Raw genomic sequence first — 20,766 nt, 5'->3', positions numbered from 1 at the left:
CACACCCGACATGACGCTCGCCCAGCCCGACCGCGAGATCTGGTTTCTCACCGGAAGCCAGGCCCTCTACGGCGACGACACCCTGGCGCAGGTCGCCGACCAGTCCCGCGCCATCTGCGACACCCTCGCCGGGCAGCCCCGGATGACCGTCCGCCTGGTGTGGAAGCCGGTCCTCACCGACGCGGCGGCCATCCGCGCGATCTGCCTGGAGGCCAACGCCGACGACCGCTGCATCGGTCTTGTCACCTGGATGCACACCTTCTCCCCGGCCAAGATGTGGATCGCCGGCCTCGATGCCCTGAGCAAGCCCCTGCTCCACCTGCACACCCAGGCCAACCGCCAACTGCCCTGGTCCACCATCGACATGGACTTCATGAACCTGAACCAGGCCGCCCACGGCGACCGCGAGTTCGGCTTCGTCCAGACCCGCCTCGGTGTCCCGCGCAAGACTGTGGCGGGCCACGTCTCCACCCCCGAGGTCGTCGACCGCATCGCCGGTTGGGCCCGCGCCGCCGTCGGCCGCTCCGAACTCACCACTCTCAAGCTCGCCAGGTTCGGCGACAACATGCGCGACGTCGCCGTCACCGAGGGCGACAAGGTCGAGGCGCAGCTGCGGTTCGGGGTCTCGGTCAACACGTACGGCGTCAACGACCTCGTCGCCGCGGTCGACGTTGCCGACGAGGACACCGTCACCGCCCTCGTCAAGGAGTACCAGGACCTCTACACCCTCGCGCCCGAGCTGCGGACCGGCGGCGAGCGCCACGCATCCCTGCGCTACGCCGCCCGCGTCGAAGCCGGTCTGCGCACCTTCCTCACGGACGGCGGGTTCCGCGCCTTCACCACCAACTTCGAGGACCTCGGCGGTCTGCGCCAGCTGCCCGGCCTCGCCGTGCAGCGCCTGATGGCGGACGGCTACGGTTTCGGCGGCGAAGGGGACTGGAAGACCTCCACACTGCTGCGCGCGCTGAAGGCCATGGCCCACGGCCTGCCCGGCGGCACCTCCTTCATGGAGGACTACACCTACGACCTCACGCCAGGCCAGGAACTCATTCTCGGCGCCCATATGCTGGAGGTCTGCCCCTCCCTCACGACGGCCACGCCCAGCTGCGAGATCCACGCGCTCGGCATCGGCGGACGCGAGGACCCGGTCCGACTCGTCTTCGACGCGGATCCCGGTCCGGCCGTCGTCGTCGGTCTCGCCGACATGGGCGACCGGTTCCGCCTCGTCGCCAACCACATCGACGTCGTCGCCCCGCCCGAGCCGCTGCCCAAGCTCCCCGTCGCCCGGGCCGTCTGGCGCCCCCGTCCCGACCTGCGCACCTCCACCGAGGCCTGGCTGACGGCCGGAGCGCCGCACCACACCGTCCTGACCACCGCCCTCGGCGGCGAGGAGCTCGGCGACCTCGCCGAGATGCTGCGGACCGAACTCGCCGTCATCGACGAGGGCACCACGGTCCGGGCCTTCACGCGCGAGATGCGCTGGAACCAGGCGTACCACCGTCTGGCCCAGAGCCTGTGAGCACCCCCGCCACCCCGTCCACCCCCACGAGGACGGAGCCCTCCGTGAGCACCGCCGTCTCCAAGGAACTGCGGCGGGAGGTGCTGGAGGCCAACCTCCGCATCCCCCGGGCCGGTCTGGCCACCCTCACCTGGGGCAACGTGAGCGGAGTGGACCGACAAGCCGGCGTCTTCGTCATCAAGCCCTCGGGTGTGGCCTACGACGTGCTGACCGAGGAGGACCTGGTCGTCGTCTCCCTGTCCGACGGAAGCGTCGTGGAGGGCCACCTGCGACCGTCCACCGACACAGAGACGCACCGGAGCCTCTACCTGGCCTTCCCCTCCATCGGAGGCGTGACCCACACGCACTCCACCCATGCCGTCGCCTTCGCTCAGGCCCGTCGTCCGATACCGGTGCTCGGCACGACCCACGCGGACACCTTCAACGGTCCCGTCCCCGTCACCGCGGCTCTCACCTCCCAGCAGTGCGCCACGGACTACGAGTACAACACCGGCCAGGTCATCGTGGACCTGCTGGGCCGTGACGACATCCGGGCCCGCGAGGTCCCCGGCGCCCTGGTAGCCCACCACGGCCCCTTCACCTGGGGCGCCGACGCCACCGCGTCCCTGGAGCACGCCATCATCTGCGAGGCGGTGGCCGAGATGGCCCTCCACACCATCGCCCTGGGCACGGTCGAGCCTCCGCAGCACCTCCTGGACCGCCACTTCACACGCAAGCACGGCCCGGACGCCTACTACGGCAACCCCTCCTCCGCCTGATAGCACCGAGGGGAGCCAGGATCATCCTGGCTCCCCTCCAGGGTGCGCCGCAGCGTGTCAGGTGCGGGTCCAGCGCTGGTTGCCGCTGTTCCAGCAGGAGTAGAGCTGGATCAGCGTGCCGTTGGCGGTGCCGTTGGCAGCGGCGTCGAGGCAGAGGCCGGACTGGACGCCGACGATGGATCCGTCGGAGTCGAGGCGCCACTTCTGGTTGTCGCCGCCCCAGCAGCTGTAGATCTGGACCTTGGCGCCGTTGCCTGTGCCGGCGGCGTCCAGGCACTTGTCGCCGTAGACCCTGAGCTCACCCGCGGCGGTGTGGGTCCACTGCTGGTTGGTGCGGTTGTTGCAGTCCCACAGCTGGACCTGGGTGCCGTCGGTGGTGACGGCACCGGGTACGTCCAGGCAGCGGCCCGAGGCGACTCCCTTGATCGGTCCGGAGCCGGGGGAGGGGGTCGGAGTGGGGTTGGGGTTGGGGGAGACGGAGTTGAGCGCGTTGAGGACGGAGGAGTAGGCGGGCTTCTTGCTGCCGTCGCCGTTGAAGAGCAGCGGCGTGTGCTCGGCTCGCCAGGAGTCGGTGTCGCGCACGCCCCAGACGGTGATGCCGAGGCAGCGGGGAACAGCCAGGCAGTCGTTGGTCACGTTGGCGTAGGTCGTGCCCGAGGCGCCCTGGATGTCGAGTTCGGTGATGGCCACGTCGACGCCGAGGGCCGCGAAGCTCTGCAGGGTGGTGCGGAAGTTGCCGTTGTAGGGGCTGTCGTTGTTGAAGTGCGACTGGAAGCCGACGCAGTCGATGGGCACGCCGCGCTGCTTGAAGTCCTTGACCATGGCGTACATGGCCTGGGTCTTGGCCCACGTCCAGTTCTCGACGTTGTAGTCGTTGTAGCAGAGTTTGGCGGCCGGGTCGGCGGCACGTGCGGTGCGGAAGGCGACCTCGATCCAGTCGTTGCCGGTGCGCTGCAGGTTGGAGTCGCGCCGGGCTCCCGAGGTGCCGTCGACGAAGGCCTCGTTCACGACGTCCCACTGGCCGATCTTGCCCTTGTAATGGGCCATCACGCCGTTGATGTGGTTGTTCATGGCCTGGCGCAGCGCGCTGCCGCTGAGGTTCTGCATCCAGGCGGGCTGCTGGGAGTGCCAGGCCAGGGTGTGGCCCCGTATCCGCTTGCCGTTCTGCACCGCCCAGTTGTAGACGCGGTCGCCGGCGGTGAAGTCGAACCGGCCCTGCTGGGGTTCGGTGGCGTCGATCTTCATCTCGTTCTCGGCGGTCACCGAGTTGAACTCGCGGTTCGCGATCGTCGTGTACGTCGAGTCGCCGAGCCTGCCCGAGGCGATGGCGGTGCCGAAGTACCGGCCGCTCTGCGCCGCCGCACTGCCGAGCGTGCTCTCGGCGGCGTGTGAGGCCGGCGGCGCCACCAGCACGGTGGCGGAACCGAGGACGCCGACGATCAGCGCCGCGCCGAGGACACCTATTCTCCGGCGGACGGTGGACGGGGGAATGGCATGTGAACGCATGGCTGGACCTCCGGTACGGAAATCACGGATGGATGCGAGCGCGGCGGAAAGATTCCGCGAGGATGATGTCCGCGTGCGTGGATAAAAGACGCGGACCATCAGGGCGCAATGATACGAGGCCGGCGCCGCGACATGCAGGTCAAGGGGCGGTGGCGTCCTCGGGATTCAGTCTGGAAACACTGCAGGAACATGTCAAGTGTTTCGGAGATGTTTCGGGAATTCGGCCCGAGAATGGGGCCTTTGAGGCCTCTCGAAAGGGTCCTTCAAGGAATGTCGGGAGCGCCATGAACGAAGCAGTCCCTATCGAAAGTATTTCGATGGGGACTGCTTCGTTCATAAGCGAGTTATTGCTTCGGTTCCCATTTCCGGGTCGTCGATGCCTGTCGCCCCGGAGGGCCGGCGCGGGTACGCGATGTCGAACCACGTGAAGTGGGCGTGGTTCGTGGACGGCTGGCCGTGGGAGGTGGCGTAGAGGCCGAGCTGGACGCTGGTGAACAGCGGCGTGAGGAACGTGGCTTCGACGGTGGCCAGGTCCTGCCAGGTGCCGTCGGACGCCGCGTGGGCGAAGGTGTGGCTGAAGCCCCGGACGCGCATCCCCAGGCGAACGGGCCCCGGGGGGACGGGAGCGCCGGCCAGGACCTCGGGCCCGTGGCGGAGGACGAGTCCTTCCTCGGTGCGAAGGAAGAGGAGGTGGGTGTCGTCGTCGAGGACGACGGCGAGGCCGGCCTGTTCATCGGGTGCGGCGGGGGTGAAGCGCAGTTCGGTGGAGACGTCGCAGTCCGGCTGTTCCTGCGGGCGGACCAGGAGGGAGGGGACGGTGCGTTCGCCGAGGCGTTCGGGGCGGAGCTGGAGGCGTATCCCGTCGCCGGTGGTCCAGAACGGCGCGCGGGGGGTGCGCAGGGTGCTCCAGTCGGTGGAGAGCGCGGCGAAGTCGTCCTGGAGACGGCGCCGGGGGCTCGTGTGGTCGACAGGGGAGAAGACCGGCCAGCCGTCGTTCCAGGTGACCCTGCTGAGGAAGGTCTCGCGTCCGATGGCGGAGCCCGGGCGGACGCCCAGGAGGACGGCCCGCCAGTCGCCGTCCGGGGTCTGCACGAGGTCGGCGTGCCCGGTGCAGGTCACGGGGCCCGTGGCGGGAGGCAGCACAGGGTTGTCGGGGGCGCCCTCGTACGGGCCGGTCACGTGGTCCGCGAGCGCGGCCACCACGCTGTGGTCCACGTCGGTACCGCCCTCCGCGGTGAGCAGGAGATAGGTACCTTCGATCTTGTAGATGTGCGGGGCCTCCGACCAGCGGGCGCCCGGTCGGCTTCCCGACCACAGGACGTACTCGGGTCCCGTGAGCCGTCGTTCGCGGGGAAGGTACTCACGCATCCAGATCTCGGTGCGGCCGGCGGCCTCGTCCAGCACACGGGCGGCGGTGAACCAGGCCCGGCCGTCGCCGTCCGGCCCGTCGTCGAAGAACAGCGACGGGTCGAAGCCCTCTCCTTCCAGCCAGTACGGTTCCGACCAGGGCCCGGCCGGGTCGTCCGCCGTGACGACGAAATGTCCGGGGCCGTCCATCAGCGTGCAGACGAGGTGAAAGAGCCCGTCATGGTGGCGGATCGTCGGCGCGAACAGGCCGCGGGAGGGCTCGCACCCGTCGAGATCGAGCTGGGACGGCCGGTCCAGCGCGGAGCCGAGACGTCGCCAGTTCACGAGATCGCGGCTGTGGAACACGGGAAGCCCCGGGAACCACTCGAAGCTCGACGTCACCAGGTAGTAGTCCGCCCCCACCCGGCAGACGGACGGGTCGGGCCGGAACCCGGGCAGCACGGGATCCCCGAAGGACGTGGTCACGGCACCGGGACGATCTCGACCGGCACGGACAGCACCCGGTCGGCCGCCGGGTGACGTACGGGGCCGTGCAGGGTGAAGGAGCCCTGGAGCGGGAGGTCGCCGCTGGACCGTCCGACGGCCACGCCGATCTCTCCGGGCTCCACTCTCCTGCGCAGGTCGACACCGGTGAAGGAAGTCCGGTCGGCGTGGACGGAGAAGGTGATCCGGGCGGCCTCGCCCGGCCGCAGCTCTACCCTGCCGAATCCGGCGAGCCACCGCCTCGGTCGCACGACGGACGCCTCGGGGTCCGAGAGGTAGAGCTGGACCACCTCGGTCCCGGCCACCTCGCCGACGTTGCGTACGGTGACCGCGACGGAGACGGCTCCGTCCGTCGGGGCGACGGGATCCACGGAGAGATCCGAGCAGGTGAAGCTGGTCCAGCTCAGCCCGTGCCCGAACGGGAAGAGCGGAGTCGGGTCCACCGAGCTCCAGTCGGTGTGCCCGCCCAACGTGGAGTGCAGGTAGGTGCCGGGCTGTCCCCCGACCTGGCGGGGGATGGAGACGGGGAGCCGCCCGGATGGCTCCGTGGCCCCGCTGACGATCCGGGCCAGCGCCGTCCCGCCCTCCTCGCCGGGGAAGAAGGCCTGGACGACGGCCGCCGCGCGCTCCGCCAGCGAGCCGAGCGCGTAGGGGCGTCCGGAGACGAGGACCAGGACGGTCGGCACCCCGGAGTCCAGCACGGCGGAGGCGAGTGCGGCCTGGTCGCCGGGCAGGTCGAGGGTCTCGGCGTCACAGCCCTCTCCCGAGGTGCCCCGGCCGAACATGCCCGCCCGGTCGCCGAGTACCAGCACGTTCACCTCCGGATCCTCCGCGGTGACCGTGAACCCGGCAGAGGCGAACGCCTCGCCGAGCGTCGGGATCTCCAGCCCTGGGGCGCCGGGCAGCGCCACGTGGTTGGGGAAGGAGTAGCAGCCGAGGAACGACTGGGGGTCGTCGGCGTACGGCCCGCTGACCGCGACCCGGCACGGACGCAGCGGCAGGATGCCGTCGTTGGCGAGCAGCACGGTGGACCGCTCGGCCAGGAGCCTGGCCAGTGCCCGGTTCTCCGGCGGGTCGAGGTCGACCGGTTCGGGCTCGACGGGTTCCCAGTCGGGGTCGAGCAGACCGAGTGCGGCCTTCTGCAGCAGGACCCGCTCCGCGGCCCGGTCGACGAGCTCCTCGGGTACGTCTCCCGACCGTACGAGCGCGGTCAGCGGCTCGCCGTAGCAGCGTGCCGTGGGCAGCTCGACGTCGATTCCGGCGGTCAACGCCAGCGCGCCGGCCGTGCCGCGCGACCCCGCGACGCCGTGCCGGCTCTCCAGGAAGGAGACGGAGTAGTAGTCGGCGACGACGACGCCGTCGAAACCGAACTCGTCCCTGAGCAGTCCGGTCAGCAGGCGTTCGTCGGCGGCGACCGGGACGCCGTCCACGTCGGTGTAGCTGTTCATCACCGACCGGGCGCCTCCCTCGCGCAGCGCCCGTACGAAGGGCTCGACCAGCACGTCGGCGAACTCGCGCGGCCCCGAGGCGACGGGGGCCATGTTCCGGCCGCCGCGCGAGGCCGAGTAACCGGCGAAATGCTTGAGCGTCGCCACGATGCCGGCGCCTTCCAGGCCCTGCACGTACGCGGTGCCGATCGCCCCGACGAGATAGGGGTCCTCACCGATGCACTCCTCGGTCCTGCCCCACCGGTAGTCGCGGACCACGTCGAGCACCGGAGCCAGCCCCTGGTGGACGCCGACCCGCCGCATCCCCTCGCCGATGGCCCCGGCCATCCGCCGCACCAGCCCGGGATCGAAGGACGCGCCCCAGGCGAGCGGCCCGGGGAAGACCGTGGCCCCGAACGTCATGAACCCGGTCAGGCACTCCTCGTGAGCGATCGCCGGGATGCCGAACCGGCCGGCCTCGGTCACCTGCCGCTGGAGTGAGGCGAGCCGCTCCATCCCGGCTTCCGCGGTGATCGGAGCGGTTCCGTACACCCGGGTGAGCTGGCCGAGCCCGAGCCCGACGATGTCGTCGAGGCTCGGCGCGGGTTCGCCGGAATCGTCCTCCATCGGCGCGACGGGTGTCCCGGGATTCGAGGGCAGTGCCCAGAAGCCGGCGAGTTGCCCGGTCTTCTCCTCCAGCGTCATCCGACTCAGCAGATCGGCGACTCGCACGGAAGCGGGCAGCAGAGGATCACACCAGGGCTCGGTCAAGGGGTTCTCCTAGGGACGGGGCGGGGCGGTGGAGACCCGGACCTTGAGCTCGGTCGAGAGCTCCATCCGAGGGCTGACCAGGGGCTGGTCCTCCAGAAGCTGGAACAGTGTGCGGGCGGCGAGCCGGCCCATCTCTTCCAGCGGCTGACGCACCGTCGTCAGCGGAGGCGACAGCCATTCGCACATCGGCAGGTCGTCGAAACCGACCACACTGAGGTCCTGCGGGATGCTCAGTCCGCCCTGCCGGGCGGCCTCGTAGACGCCCATCGCCTGCTGGTCGCTCCCGGCGAAGACGGCCGTCGGTGGATCGGGCAGGGCGAGCAGCTCCTGGGCACACCGGAACCCGCCCTCGTGCTGGAAGTCGCCGAACCGGATCAGGTCGCGCTCGACCTCGATCCCGGCCCGCTCCAGAGCGGCCCGGTAGCCGTCGATGCGGGCCTGGCTGCAGAGCATCTCCTTGCGCCCGCCGATCGCGGCGATCCGGCGGTGCCCCATTTCCAGCAGGTGCTCGGTGGCGGCGAGGCCGCCCGCCCAGTTGGTCGCGCCGATGCTCGGCACGCCGTTGCCCGGCAGGTCGATCGGGTCGATGACGACGAGCGCCACCCCGCCCCGCTCGATCTGGGCGCGCTGAGCCTGGGTGACCGACGCGGTGACGAGGATGACGCCGTCGCTGTGGTGCAGGACCGGCAGTGCGGCCCAACTCGACGGCGTGGCTTCGCCGGGCGGGACGAGCGATACGACGGTGCCGACGCCCCGTTGGGCGCACTCGGCCTCGACGCCGCGCAGTATCTCCACCGCCCACGCGCTGTCCAGACCGCCGATGATCAGGTCGACCAGGCCCGACCTGCGTGCCCTGCCCTGCCGACCGGGCGGGAGGTAGTTGTGGGACCGCAGCAGGCCCTCGATCCGTTCGCGTGTCGAGGGCGCGACATCGGAGCGGCCGTTGATCACCTTGGAGACAGTGGCCTGGGAGACCCCTGCCTCTGCGGCGATGACCGCCAGAGTCGCACGCTGCTCGCTCAACTTCTCTCCTCTTCGACGCCGTCGATCGACGACGGATATCGCAAACTTTCGAAGAGTTTCTGATCGGTGTGACTGCTTGTCAAGCCCAGGATCACAAGCTTTTCCGAGATGGATCGGTGAAAGGTCTTGACCGTGCAGCCTGGTGTTCCTAGTTTATGGCACCACAGAATTCGAGAGTGTTTCGAAAGGTTTTCGGGCGCAAAAGCGGCGTCGTACCCGGCATCCCCATCACGGAGGTCCCATGGCCAGCACTCCCCCGAGCCGACGAAACTTCCTGGCACTCGCGGGCTTGACCGCACTGTCCGTCTCCATGACCGCGGCCTGCGGGGCCGGCGCGTCGGGCGGAAGGGCGTCGGCCGACGGCAAGGTGACGTTCGAGTGGTGGAACATCGCCACGACGGAACCGGGCAAGTCGCTCTTCCCGCAGATCGCCACGGCGTTCACGACCGCTCACCCGAATGTCGCGATCAACACGACCTCGTTGGAGAACGAGGCGTTCAAGTCCAAGCTGACCGCCACCACATCCTCGGGCAAGCTCCCCGACGTCTTCCAGACCTGGGGCGGCGGCGTGCTCCAGCAGCAGGTCGACGCGGGGCTGGTCGAGGACCTCACCGACCTCCTGGACTGGTCGTCCCAACTCACCCCGGTCTCGCTGCAGGCCTACCAGTTCGGCGGCCGCACCTACGGGGTGCCCTACGACATCGGCATGGTCGGCTTCTGGTACAACAAGAAGCTCTTCGCCAAGGCCGGGATCACCACCCCACCGTCCACCTGGGCCGAGTTCCTCGACGACGTCCGGAAGCTCAAGGCGGCGGGCACCACCCCGATCGCCCTCGCGGGCAAGGAGAAGTGGCCGGGCCACTACTACTGGGCCTACCTCGCGATGCGCGTCGCCGGCCTCCCCGCGCTGGAGAAGGCCGCGACCACCAAGGACTTCACCGGCGCCGGCTTCGTCCAGGCGGGCGTCCACCTCAAGGAGCTCGTCGACCTCCAGCCGTTCCAGACGGCCTTTCTCGGCGCCGGCTACGCCACCCCCGGCGGGCAGGCCGCGACCATGGGCAACAGCGAGGCCGCCATGGAGCTGATGGGGCAGTGGGGACCGTCGGTGCAGAAGGACGCGGGCGCCGACCTCGGAGCGGACCTGGGCTTCTTCCCCTTCCCGACGGTCGACGGCGGTGTGGGACAGGCCACCGAGGTGTTCGGCGGCGGCGGTGGCTTCGCGCTGCGCAAGGGCGCCCCGAAGGAGGCCCTGGACTTCCTGAAGTTCTTCGTCCTGGAGAACGAGTCCAAGCTGCTGGCATCCAACGGCTACCTGCCGGTGGTCAAGGGAGCGGAGAGCCGGCTCACCGACGCCAACAAGAGGGTGGTGGCCGGCAGCCTGGGCAAGGCGACGGGCTTCCAGCTCTTCCTCGACCAGGCCTATCCGCCGGCGGTCGGCCAGGAGGTCAACGACAGCGTCGCCGACCTCATAGCCGGCAAGAAGACCCCTGAACAGGTCACCGCCTCGATCACCGAGGCTGCGAAGAGTGCCTAGCTTGTTGTCCACCCTGACAAAGGAGCGGACGGAGGAGGCCGTGCCGACGCCCCCGCCACGCCCGGCCCGGGCGCGCCTGCGCGGGTGGGGACACTGGGCGTCGGTCGCCTGGTTCCTCGTCCCGGCCCTGGTCCTCTTCCTCGTCTTCGTCCTCGCCCCGATCGTCGTCGCCGTCTTCACCGGCTTCTTCAAGTGGGGCGGGATCGGCCCCATGGACGACTTCGTCGGCTTCGCGAACTACACCAGGCTCTTCGACGACCAGGTCTTCCTCGGCGACCTGGGACGCGGGCTCTACCTGATCGTCCTGTCGATCACGGTGCAGCTGCCGTTCGCGCTGCTCACCGCGGTCCTGCTCAACCAGAAGCTGCGCGGCCGGGCCGTCTACCGGATGCTGTTCTTCGCGCCGTACATCCTGTCCGAGGTGGTCACGGCCGTCCTCTTCACGATGATCTTCCTGCCCGGTGCCGGCATGGCCGACCATCTCGCCGGGCTCCTGGGCCTGGAGGGGCTGCGGGGCAAGTGGCTCGCCGACCCCTCGACGGTCATGCCGACCCTCTTCGTGGTCATGATCTGGAAGTACTTCGGCTTCCACATGATGCTCTTCCTCGCCGGACTGCAGAGCATCCCGACCGAGATCCTGGAGGCCGCGTCCATCGACGGCGCCGGCGCCTGGCAGCGCTTCCGGCACGTGACGCTGCCGCTGCTCGGGCCGACCATCCGGATCAGCGTCTTCCTGTCGATCATCGGGTCCATCCAGCTCTTCGACCTCGTCTGGGTCATGACCGCGGGCGGGCCCAACCACTCCTCCGAGACGATGGCGATCGCGATGTTCCAGTTCGGGTTCAAGCGGTACCAGGTCGGCTACGCCAGCGCGATCAGCGTGGTCCTGTTCATGATCAGTCTGGTCTTCTCCCTCTTCTACCAGCGGTACGTGCTCCGCCGTGACCTGAGCGGGGCCGTCACCTCGGGAGGCGCCCGATGAACACCCGTCGGACGGCGCGCGGCCTTTCGCTGCACGCCGTGGTCTGGCTGATCGCCGCTTTCGTCGTCGTGCCGCTGATCTACGCGGTGATCTCCGGGTTCAAGAGCACCGGCGAGCTCACGACGAACCCGTTCGGCCTGCCGGAGCAGTGGAAGATCGGCAACTACACCGGAATTCTCGGCGACGGAATGTTCTGGCGGCAGATCGCCAACAGTGCGGGCATCGCGATCGGCACGACGGTCTGCGCGGTGGCGGCCTCCGCGATGGCGGCGTTCGTACTGGCCCGCTATGCCTTCCGGGGCAGGGAGTTGTTCTATACGCTTTTCACGATCGGGCTGATGTTCCCGTTCGCGGTGGCCGTCCTGCCGCTCTTCCTCATGCTGCGCACTTTCGGCCTGCTCGACAACCCGCTCGGAGTGATCCTCCCGCAGGCGGCTTTCGGGCTTCCCATGACGATCGTGATCCTGCGTGGTTTCTTCCGGACCATCCCGGCGGAGATCGAGGAGGCCGCCACCATGGACGGCTGCGGCAAGCTCCGCTTCTTCTGGAAGATCCTTCTGCCGATGGCACGTCCGGCGCTCGGTACGGTCTCGGTACTGTCGGTCGTCGCGAGCTGGAACAACTTCTTCCTGCCGCTGCTCGTGTTCAACGACCCGAAATGGCAGACGATCCCGGTCGGCGTCCAGCAGTTCCAGGGCCAGTACTCGACCGACTTCGCGCTCGTCCTCGCCTACATCGTGCTCGCCATGGTCCCCGCCCTCGCCTTCTACGCCGTCGCCGAGCGCCAGCTGATCGGCGGCCTCACCGCCGGCGCCACCAAGGGCTGACCCGTCCCGCGTGCCCTCCACTCCGAGGAGACCCCGTGAAACGCCTGACCGCGCTGACCGCAGTCATATTGTTAGCGCTAACAACTCACGTTGCCGCCGCTGACCCCGCGCCACCCGCCCCCCGCCCCGCTATCGACTTCCGGGCCGAACTCCAGCCCATCGACGGATTCGGCTTCTCCATGGCCTTCCAACGGGCCGACCTGCTGCACGGCACGCGCGGACTCAGCCCTGCCAAGCGGCGCGAGGTGCTCGACCTGCTGCTCGGCAAGGAGAAGGGCGCGGGCCTGTCGATCCTGCGCCTGGGTATCGGGTCGTCGACCGACCGGGTCTACGACCACATGCCGACGATCCTGCCGTCCGATCCCGGCGGGCCCGGCGCCCCGCCGAAGTACGTCTGGGACGGCTGGGACGGTGGCCAAGTCTGGCTCGCCAAGGAGGCCAAGGCGTACGGCGTCAAGCGGTTCTTCGCCGACGCCTGGAGCGCGCCGGCCTTCATGAAGACCAACGGCAGCGAGAACGACGGCGGCGAGCTCCTGCCCGAATGGCGTCAGGCCTACGCGAACTACCTCGTCCAGTACGCGAAGTTCTACCAGCGGGAAGGCATCCCGATCACCGACCTGGGGTTCACCAACGAACCCGACTGGACGGCGACCTACGCCTCGATGCGGTTCACCCCGCAGCAGGCCGTCGACTTCCTCAAGGTGCTCGGGCCGACCGTTCGCGCGTCCGGACTGAAGACCGGCGTCGTCTGCTGCGACGCAGCGGGCTGGGGCCGGCAGGTCGCCTACACCGAGGCCATCGAGGCGGACCCCGAGGCCGACAAGGCCGTGCGGACCGTCACCGGCCACCGCTACAGCGGTCCGACCACGGTCCCGCAGCCGACCGACAAGCGGGTCTGGATGTCGGAGTGGTCACCGGACGGCACCACCTGGAACGAGAACTGGGACGACGGCAGCGGTTACGACGGCCTCACCGTCGCCGCCGACATCCAGAACACCTTGACCGTCGGCAACGCCAACGCCTACGTCTACTGGACCGGCGCGTCCCTCAACGCGACCCGGGGACTCATCCAGCTCGCCGACCCCGGTGACGACTACCGGGTGTCCAAGCGGTACTGGGCACTGGCCGCCTTCAGCCGGTTCATCCGCCCCGACGCCGTCCGCGTGCCGGTCACGGACGCCGACCCGGCCCTGAGTGTCACGGCCTTCCGCAACACCGACGGCAGCCGCGTGATCGAGATCCTCAACACCGCGACCACCGAGAAGTCCGCCGAGTTCGCCCTCCGCGGCGGCCACGACCGGCACCCCGAGGGCTACGTCACCGACGAGACCCGCTCGATCACCCCGGCCGACGTCGCCTCCGCGCACGGTACGACCCTCACGGCCACGCTCGCCCCGCGCGCGCTGACCACGATCGTCCTCGACTGAAACGACGGACCCCCTCCGAGGAGTCATCCATGTCCATGTCCCGGCACCTCATCGCCCTGTCCGCCGCCGTCTGCCTCGCGGCCGGCCTCGCCGCCGCGCCCGCGAGCGCCGAGCCGCGTCCCAGGACGCTCGGCGAACTGGCCAGGAAGCACCACAAGTACTTCGGCTCGGCCACCGACAACCCCGAGTTCACCGACGCCGCCTATCTGAAGCTCCTCGGCAGCGAGTTCGGGCAGACCACCCCTGGCAACGCCATGAAGTGGTACGCCACCGAACCCGAGCCCGGCGTCTTCGACTTCACCGCCGGCGACGAGGTCGTGGCCTTCGCCAAGGCCCACCACCAGAAGGTCCGCGGCCACACCCTCGTCTGGCACAGCCAGCTCCCCGCCTGGCTCACCGAGCGCAGCTGGACCGCCGAAGAGCTGCGCCCCGTCCTCAAGAACCACATCCAGAAGGTGGCCCGGCACTACAAGGGCAAGGTCATCCACTGGGACGTCGTCAACGAGGCCTTCAACGAGGACGGTACCTACCGCGAGTCGGTCTTCTACAAGACGCTCGGCCCCGGCTACATCGCCGACGCCCTGCGCTGGGCCCACGAGGTCGACCCGCACGCCAAGCTGTACCTCAACGACTACAACGTCGACGGGATCGGCCCCAAGAGCGACGCCTACTACCACCTGATCAAGCAGCTGAAGGCCGACGGCGTCCCGGTGGAGGGCTTCGGCATCCAGGGGCACCTGGCACTCCAGTACGGCTTCCCCGCCGACGTCAAGCAGAACATGCAGCGCTTCGCCGACCTCGGCGTCGAGGTCGCGGTCACCGAGCTCGACATCCGGATGAACCTCCCCGCGACCCCGGAAAAGCTCGCCACCCAGGCCACCTGGTACGCCGACTACGTCGAGGCCTGCCTCAAGGTCAGGAAGTGCGTCGGGGTCACCATCTGGGACTACACCGACAAGTACTCGTGGATCCCCTCCGTCTTCCCCGGTGAGGGCGCCGCGCTGCCCTACGACGAGAATCTGGCGCCCAAGCCCGCCTACCACGCGATCAGGAAGGTGCTGGGCGGATGATCAGGACGGCGATCGTCGGAACGGGCGGGATCGCGGGCATCTGCCACGTACCCGCCCTCCGGGCGCAGGCACACCGCGCCGAGATCGTGGCCGCCGTCGACGTGGACGCCGCACGCGCCGAGGCCTTCGCGGCCGAGCACGGCATTCCCGCCGTCTACACCGACCTGCGCACGATGCTCGACGAGCAGTGGCCGGACCTCGTGCACCTGTGCACGCCGCCGTACCTGCACGCCGAACAGACCGTGGTCTGCCTGGAGTCCGGGGCGTGGGTGTGGTGCGAGAAGCCGGTGGCCCTTTCGCTGGCCGAGCTCGACCGGATCCACGCGGCCGAGGGCACCGCCGCCGCGGGCGCCGTGTTCCAGCACAGGTACGGCTCGGGCGCCCGGTACCTGCGCGACCGGATCGCGGCCGGGACCCTGGGCCGTCCGCTGGTCGCGCAGTGCGTCACGGCGTGGTACCGCGACGACGCCTACTACGACGTGCCCTGGCGCGGCACCTGGCGGAGCGAGGGCGGCGGCCCGACGCTCGGCCACGGCATCCACCAGATGGACCTGATGCTCGCGGTGCTCGGCCCATGGGCCGAGGTACGCGCGATGGCCGGCCGCCTCGCACGCGACGTGCAGACCGAGGACGTGTCCACGGCTCTGGTCCGGTTCGAGAACGGAGCCCTCGCGACGGTCGTCAACAGCGTCCTCTCGCCACGCGAGGAGAGCTACCTGCGGTTCGACCTCACAGGTGCCACGGTCGAGCTGCGGCACCTGTACGGCTACTCCAACGCGGACTGGACGTTCACCGCCAGGTCGCCCCACGCGAAGTGGGAGCCGCCGGACGACCTGCCCAGCTCGCACACCGCTCAGCTCGCGGAGTTCCTGGACGGCTACGAGGCCGGGATCCGGCCCGGCCTCGGCCGACCCACCATGGAACTGGTCACCGCCCTGTACAAGGCAGCGATCACCGGTCTGCCGGTCCGGCGCGGAGAGATCGACGCGACCGACCCGTTTTACGGATCGCTCGACGGGGGACACCCGGAGGTGTTCCGATGACGTCCGAATTCCCCGAGCACGTCGAACTCCCGGAGCACTTCGAGCTCCTGGAGCGCTTCGAGCTCCTGGAGCGCGAGGACGCGCTGACCGTCCGTGCACGCGGCACCGACCTCTTCCGGTACGTGCACCGGCCGGTCATGGACCCCTTCGAGGCGCCGAAGCCCTACCTTCATCCGGTGCGCACCCTCGCCGGCGACGTGGTCACCGCGTACCGCCCGCACGACCACCGCTGGCACAAGGGCGTCCAGTTCACGGCCTCATGGGTGTCGGGACAGAACTTCTGGGGCGGCGGCACCTACCTGCGTGGGCAGGGCTACGTCGACCTGCCGAACCTCGGCACGATGCGCAGCCTCTCCCTGGCCGCCGAAGAGAGCCCCGGCCGCGCCGTCGTCACCGAACACCTCGCCTGGCACACGATGGCGGGGCAGCACTGGATCGACGAGCGCCGCACGCTGACCGCGCGCGACGTCGAGGCCGACTCCTGGACCCTGGAGATCACCACCTCGCTGACCAACGTCCTCAGCACCGCCCTGATGTTCGGCAGCCCCGGCACACAGGGCAGAGACCTGGCCGGATACTCGGGCCTCTTCTGGCGCGGCCCGCGCGACTTCACCGGCGGCGGGGTGATCGGCCCCGGCATGGGCGAGCAGGGCGACTGGCTGGCCTTCGTCGGCACGCACGACGAGGTCGACCGCTCCTCCACGCTGCTGTTCCTGGACGATCCGGACGCCCCCTGCCACTGGTTCGTCCGCAGTGAGCCCTTCCCCGCCGTCAACCCGTCCCTGGCGTTCGACAGGGAACTGCCGCTGGCCCCGGGCGACACCCTGTCGCGCCGCTACAGGATCGTCGTGGCCGACGGCGCGTGGACCCCCTCACGCCTGTCCCGCCACGTCGAGGAACACCCGTGGTGACCCCGCTTCCCGGCGGGGTGGGGATCTCCGGGCTGACCGTGTACGACTGGGAGGCCGCCGACGGGCTGTGCGGCGGTACCCCGCACATGCACCTCGTCTGCTCAGAGGCGTACGTGGTCATCGGCGGCGAGGGCAGCGTCCAGACCCTCACCACCTCCGGTTTCGCCGACACCCCGCTGCGCCCCGGCGACGTCGTCCGGTTCACCCCCGGAACAATCCACCGCCTCGTCAATGCCGGCGGCCTGCGTCTCGTGGTCCTCATGCAGAACAGCGGCCTCCCCGAGGCCGGCGACGCCGTCTTCACCTTCCCCGCGCCCGTGCTCGCCGATCCCGACGCCTACCGGGCGGCGGCCGTCCTGACCGGCGACCATGCCGCGGCGGCGCGCCGCCGCCGTGACCTGGCACTGGAGGGATTCCTGACCCTGCGCCGCGAAGGAGGGCTGCGGGAGTTCCACAGCGCGGCGCACCGCCTGAAGAGCGAGTTGCTCGACGCCTGGTGGTTCCGCTGGCGTGACGGCCCGCTGGCGGCGACCCTCGCGACCGGATGCCAACTGGCAGGGCTGAAGGCCGGAGACCTCTCCCACCTCGATCACGGCGAGGTGTCGCGGCTGGAGCGCCCGGAGGACCCGGTATTCGGCATGTGCGGCCGTCTCCGTCCCTATTCCGTCCCCGATCTCCCGACGCGCCCGCCGCGCGGTTCGTCGAAGTCATCTCACCCCCACCCACCGAAGGAGCTCTCCTGATGAGATTTCGCCGTCCACCCCTGGTCCTGAGTCTCGTCCTCGCGGTCCTGTCGTCGCTGCTGCTCGGGGCCTCTCTCCTCACCGCCCCGCCTGCCGCCGCCGCGACCGTCGACACCAACGCCTGGTACCTGCTGGTCAACCGCAACAGCGGCAAGGCCCTGGATGTCTACAACCTGGCGACCGGTGACGGCGCCCGCATCACCCAGTGGACCAGGAACGACCAGAACCAGCAGCAGTGGCAGTTCGTCGCCTCAGGCGACGGCTACTACCGTGTCAAGTCCCGCCACTCCGGCAAGGTCCTGGACGTCCAGAACAGTTCCACGGCCAATGGCGCCGCGATCGTCCAGTGGGCCGACGTGAACGGCACCAACCAGCAGTGGCGCCTGGCCGACAGCGCGGACGGCCACGTCAGGCTCGTCGCGCGCCACAGCGGCAAGGCCCTCGAAGTCCAGGGCGCCTCCACCGCCGACAACGCGAACGTCGTCCAGTACGACGACTGGGGCGGCGCCAACCAGCAGTGGCAGTTCGTCAAGGTGGGCGGCGGCACCCCCGGCACCTGTGCCCTTCCCTCGACGTACCGCTGGTCGTCGACGGGCGCGCTGGCACAGCCCAAGGCCGGATGGGCCTCGCTCAAGGACTTCACCGTCGCCCCCCACAACGGCAAGCACCTCGTCTACGCGACGACCCACGGCACCACGGGGACGGGAGTGGGCTGGGGCTCGATGAACTTCACTCCGTTCGCCGACTGGTCGCAGATGGCCACGACGGGCCAGAACAAGATGTCGAATTCCGTCGTCGCACCCACGCTCTTCTACTTCGCGCCGAAGAACATCTGGGTGCTCGCCTACCAGTGGGGCAGGACCGCCTTCTCCTACCGGACGTCGACCGACCCCACCAACCCGAACGGATGGTCGGCGGAGCAGGAGCTCTTCTCCGGAAGCATCGCCGGGTCGGGAACGGGCCCCATCGACCAGACGCTCATCGGCGACGGGACGAACATGTACCTGTTCTTCGCCGGTGACAACGGCAAGATCTACCGGGCCAGCATGCCGATCGGGAACTTCCCGGGCAGCTTCGGCTCGTCGTACACGACGGTCATGAGCGACACGGAGAAGAACCTCTTCGAGGCGCCCCAGGTCTACAAGGTCAAGGACCAGAACCAGTACCTCATGATCGTCGAGGCCCGGGGCGCGAGCGAGCACCGCTACTTCCGCTCGTTCACGGCAACCAGCCTCAACGGCTCGTGGACGCCGCAGGCCGCGACCGAGAGCAACCCCTTCGCCGGCAAGGCCAACAGCGGCGCCACCTGGACCAACGACATCAGCCACGGCGAGCTGATCCGCGCCGGCGCCGACCAGACCTTCACGATCGACCCCTGCAACCTGCAGTTCCTCTACCAGGGTCGTGATCCCAACTCCGGCGGCGACTACGGCCAGTGGGCCTACCGCCCGGGTCTGCTGACGCTCCAGCGCTGACCACGTGGCGGGCCCGGTCGTCGCCCGGGCCCGCCATGGTCGCGGGCCAGGGCCGCGTCCGGACCCGCGTCACCTGTGCCGGCCGCCCACCGGGCGACGCCGGCGGACCGACCCCGTCTCACGTCGTATTCTTTGCCGACGCAGAGGCCGGTCGCCGTCCGCCGGTGGACCGCTTCCCTGGAGAGGGTGGGAATGGGGCTCATCGACGTGGACCACGCGGGGCTGGTCGTCGCGGCGCAGGCCGGTGACGACGGTGCGCGCGAGGAGCTGATCGCCGCGTACCTGCCGCTGGTCTACAACATCGTAGGGCGAGCGCTGAGCGGCCATGCCGACGTCGACGACGTCGTCCAGGAGACCCTGCTGCGTGTGGTGCGCGACCTGCCGGCCGTGCGCGCCCCGGAGAGCTTCCGGTCCTGGCTCGTGTCGATCACGCTCCGCCAGATCAACACCCACCTGCACCGGAAGCACGCCTTCGCCGAACGGACCGCGGTCATCGACGAGGCGCACCGGATACCGGACGCCGGCGCGGAGCCTGTGGACACGGCGATCCTGCGGCTGCATGTCGCCGACGAGCGCCGTCGCGTCGTCGAGGCCGGCCGATGGCTCGATCCGGATCATCGGGTGCTGCTGTCGCTCTGGTGGCAGGAATGCGCCGGTTCGCTGAGCCGTGACGACATCGCCGCCGCGACCGGGCTCACGGTCGCCCACGTCGGAGTGCGCCTGCAACGCATGCGTGAGCAGCTGGAACTGTGCAGGACGATCGTCGCCGCGCTGGAGGCCGACCCGCGCTGTACCCGACTGGACGAGGCCGTCGTCGGCTGGGACGGCTCGCGCGCATCGGTGTGGCGCAAGCGCTTGGCGCGGCACACCCGTGACTGCCCGGTCTGCACGGCGCCGACGGCGGAACGGGTTCCGGCCGAGATGCTCCCCCTCGGCCTCGCGACACTGGCCGTGCCGGCCGGACTGGTCTCCGCGCTCGCCGCCAAGGGCCTGCTGTCGGGTACCGCCGCGATCGCCGCCGGGCCGGCCGCGGCACACCTCGCTGTCGGCACCGCGACGGGGGGAGGTGGCCTGCCCGTCGCGCTGACCGGCAAACTCGCGGCGATCACCGCTCACCCGCTGGTGAGCCTCGCCACCGGCGCGGTGCTCATCGCCGGAACCGCCGTATATGCGACCTGGCCCGAACCGGCGCCTCGGGTGCCCGCCGTCATCGCCGCCCCCACGGCCGGCACCGCCTCGCCGGCCCCGTCGGGCACCAGGACGTCGGACGAACCGTCCCCCGTGAGTCCGTCCGCCGCCGCAGCCACTGTTCCGCTCGGCGCACGGTCGCTGGAGTCCGTGGACGAACCCGGACTGTTCGTCACTCATACCGGCGACCACGCGACGCTCGGTCGGGTCTCCGCGTCCAGCGGCGCGCAGACCCGCGACCGGGGCACCTTCACGGTCATCGCGGGGCTGGCCGACACACGGTGCGTCACCTTCCGCGCCGCGGACGGCCGGTACCTTCGCCACTACTACCTCCGGCTGCGGCTGAGCGCCGACGACGGCAGCAATCTGTTCCGTGAAGACGCGACCTTCTGTCCGCGCCCTGGGTCGGTCGCGGGGGCGGTGACCCTGCACGCGCACAACTATCCCGGCTCCGTCCTCCGCCACCGTGACGGAGGCATCTGGCTCGACGGCTCCGACGGAACACGGACCTTCGCCGGGCAGGCATCCTTCATCGTGCGCCGGACCTGGTCCTGAGAGTCGCTCCTGCGCCATGCCGTTTCCCACCAGGCAGTGAGGCGGGTGCCTTGCACCGCCTCCGCGGGGACGACCGAACCGCGGGGCTCGGCATAACGCTTTCTGCCTGCGACATGCGTCACTGAGCGAACTTCCGGGCGGCGCGACTTTTCTGTT

Annotated in this window: 16 protein-coding genes; 12 read left to right on the top strand and 4 right to left on the bottom strand. The window is 69.7% G+C overall.

Going from position 1 to position 20,766, the window contains the following annotated elements; translation table 11 throughout:
• Positions 1 to 10 precede the first annotated feature (10 nt).
• Together araA and araD are read left to right on the top strand one after the other, a co-directional pair.
• The gene (gene araA, locus IF00_RS0101710; RefSeq protein ID WP_030313360.1) at positions 11 to 1,519 is read left to right on the top strand and encodes an L-arabinose isomerase; all 1,509 of its coding nucleotides are present in this window, start codon (positions 11 to 13) and stop codon (positions 1,517 to 1,519) included.
• A gap of 44 nt (positions 1,520 to 1,563) precedes the next feature.
• The gene (gene araD, locus IF00_RS0101705) at positions 1,564 to 2,277 is read left to right on the top strand and encodes an L-ribulose-5-phosphate 4-epimerase AraD (protein WP_030313359.1); all 714 of its coding nucleotides are present in this window, start codon (positions 1,564 to 1,566) and stop codon (positions 2,275 to 2,277) included.
• Positions 2,278 to 2,334: 57 nt separating this feature from the next.
• Here the strand turns inward: araD and IF00_RS0101700 are convergent, their stop codons facing one another.
• From IF00_RS0101700 to IF00_RS0101685, 4 genes are all read right to left on the bottom strand, one after another.
• Positions 2,335 to 3,783 (bottom strand): endo-1,4-beta-xylanase, encoded by a 1,449-nt coding sequence (locus IF00_RS0101700; RefSeq protein WP_030313357.1) that lies wholly within the window; start codon positions 3,781 to 3,783, stop codon positions 2,335 to 2,337.
• Between the two features lie 333 nt (positions 3,784 to 4,116).
• Complete coding sequence (locus tag IF00_RS0101695) at positions 4,117 to 5,616, bottom strand: glycoside hydrolase family 43 protein (RefSeq protein WP_030313355.1); 1,500 nt, start codon at positions 5,614 to 5,616, stop codon at positions 4,117 to 4,119.
• Positions 5,613 to 7,832 carry a beta-glucosidase gene (locus tag IF00_RS0101690; protein WP_030313353.1) on the bottom strand — a complete coding sequence of 740 codons (2,220 nt, stop codon included), beginning with the start codon at positions 7,830 to 7,832 and terminating at the stop codon, positions 5,613 to 5,615. Before IF00_RS0101690 ends, IF00_RS0101695 begins: the two co-directional genes overlap by 4 nt.
• Before the next feature lie 9 nt (positions 7,833 to 7,841).
• Positions 7,842 to 8,855 (bottom strand): LacI family DNA-binding transcriptional regulator, encoded by a 1,014-nt coding sequence (locus IF00_RS0101685; protein ID WP_030313351.1) that lies wholly within the window; start codon positions 8,853 to 8,855, stop codon positions 7,842 to 7,844.
• A gap of 241 nt (positions 8,856 to 9,096) precedes the next feature.
• Between IF00_RS0101685 and IF00_RS0101680 the strand changes: the two genes are divergently transcribed.
• The 10 genes from IF00_RS0101680 (at position 9,097) to IF00_RS0101635 (ending at position 20,610) form a co-directional block, all read left to right on the top strand.
• Positions 9,097 to 10,389 carry an extracellular solute-binding protein gene (locus IF00_RS0101680; protein WP_030313350.1) on the top strand — a complete coding sequence of 431 codons (1,293 nt, stop codon included), beginning with the start codon at positions 9,097 to 9,099 and terminating at the stop codon, positions 10,387 to 10,389.
• A gap of 1 nt (position 10,390) precedes the next feature.
• Positions 10,391 to 11,371 (top strand): carbohydrate ABC transporter permease, encoded by a 981-nt coding sequence (locus tag IF00_RS0101675; protein ID WP_425338245.1) that lies wholly within the window; start codon positions 10,391 to 10,393, stop codon positions 11,369 to 11,371.
• Positions 11,368 to 12,198 carry a carbohydrate ABC transporter permease gene (locus IF00_RS0101670; RefSeq protein ID WP_030313347.1) on the top strand — a complete coding sequence of 277 codons (831 nt, stop codon included), beginning with the start codon at positions 11,368 to 11,370 and terminating at the stop codon, positions 12,196 to 12,198. The genes IF00_RS0101675 and IF00_RS0101670 overlap by 4 nt, the downstream gene beginning before the upstream one ends.
• Positions 12,199 to 12,233: 35 nt before the next feature.
• Complete coding sequence (locus IF00_RS0101665) at positions 12,234 to 13,625, top strand: glycoside hydrolase family 30 protein (RefSeq protein WP_030313346.1); 1,392 nt, start codon at positions 12,234 to 12,236, stop codon at positions 13,623 to 13,625.
• A gap of 35 nt (positions 13,626 to 13,660) precedes the next feature.
• A complete protein-coding gene (locus IF00_RS0101660) occupies positions 13,661 to 14,695 on the top strand; it encodes an endo-1,4-beta-xylanase (protein ID WP_388308667.1) in 1,035 nt (344 codons plus the stop codon).
• Positions 14,692 to 15,738 carry a Gfo/Idh/MocA family protein gene (locus IF00_RS0101655; protein ID WP_030313343.1) on the top strand — a complete coding sequence of 349 codons (1,047 nt, stop codon included), beginning with the start codon at positions 14,692 to 14,694 and terminating at the stop codon, positions 15,736 to 15,738. Before IF00_RS0101660 ends, IF00_RS0101655 begins: the two co-directional genes overlap by 4 nt.
• Positions 15,735 to 16,649, top strand: coding sequence for a DUF6807 domain-containing protein (locus IF00_RS0101650; RefSeq protein ID WP_106975745.1), 915 nt, complete (start codon positions 15,735 to 15,737; stop codon positions 16,647 to 16,649). The genes IF00_RS0101655 and IF00_RS0101650 overlap by 4 nt, the downstream gene beginning before the upstream one ends.
• Entirely contained in the window at positions 16,646 to 17,392 is a 747-nt protein-coding gene (locus tag IF00_RS0101645) for a cupin domain-containing protein (protein ID WP_030313339.1), read from the top strand. The genes IF00_RS0101650 and IF00_RS0101645 overlap by 4 nt, the downstream gene beginning before the upstream one ends.
• On the top strand, positions 17,392 to 18,867 hold the full coding sequence (locus IF00_RS0101640; protein ID WP_030313337.1) for a non-reducing end alpha-L-arabinofuranosidase family hydrolase: 1,476 nt from the start codon (positions 17,392 to 17,394) through the stop codon (positions 18,865 to 18,867). Before IF00_RS0101645 ends, IF00_RS0101640 begins: the two co-directional genes overlap by 1 nt.
• A gap of 192 nt (positions 18,868 to 19,059) precedes the next feature.
• Positions 19,060 to 20,610, top strand: a complete 1,551-nt coding sequence (locus IF00_RS0101635; protein ID WP_030313336.1) for a sigma-70 family RNA polymerase sigma factor — start codon at positions 19,060 to 19,062, stop codon at positions 20,608 to 20,610.
• Positions 20,611 to 20,766 lie beyond the last annotated feature (156 nt).

Origin of the sequence: Streptomyces flavochromogenes (assembly GCF_000717595.1) — a bacterium.
GTDB lineage: Bacteria > Actinomycetota > Actinomycetes > Streptomycetales > Streptomycetaceae > Streptomyces > Streptomyces flavochromogenes.
Note: the sequence above shows the minus strand (reverse complement) of the source record. Positions and strands in the feature narration are given on the sequence as shown.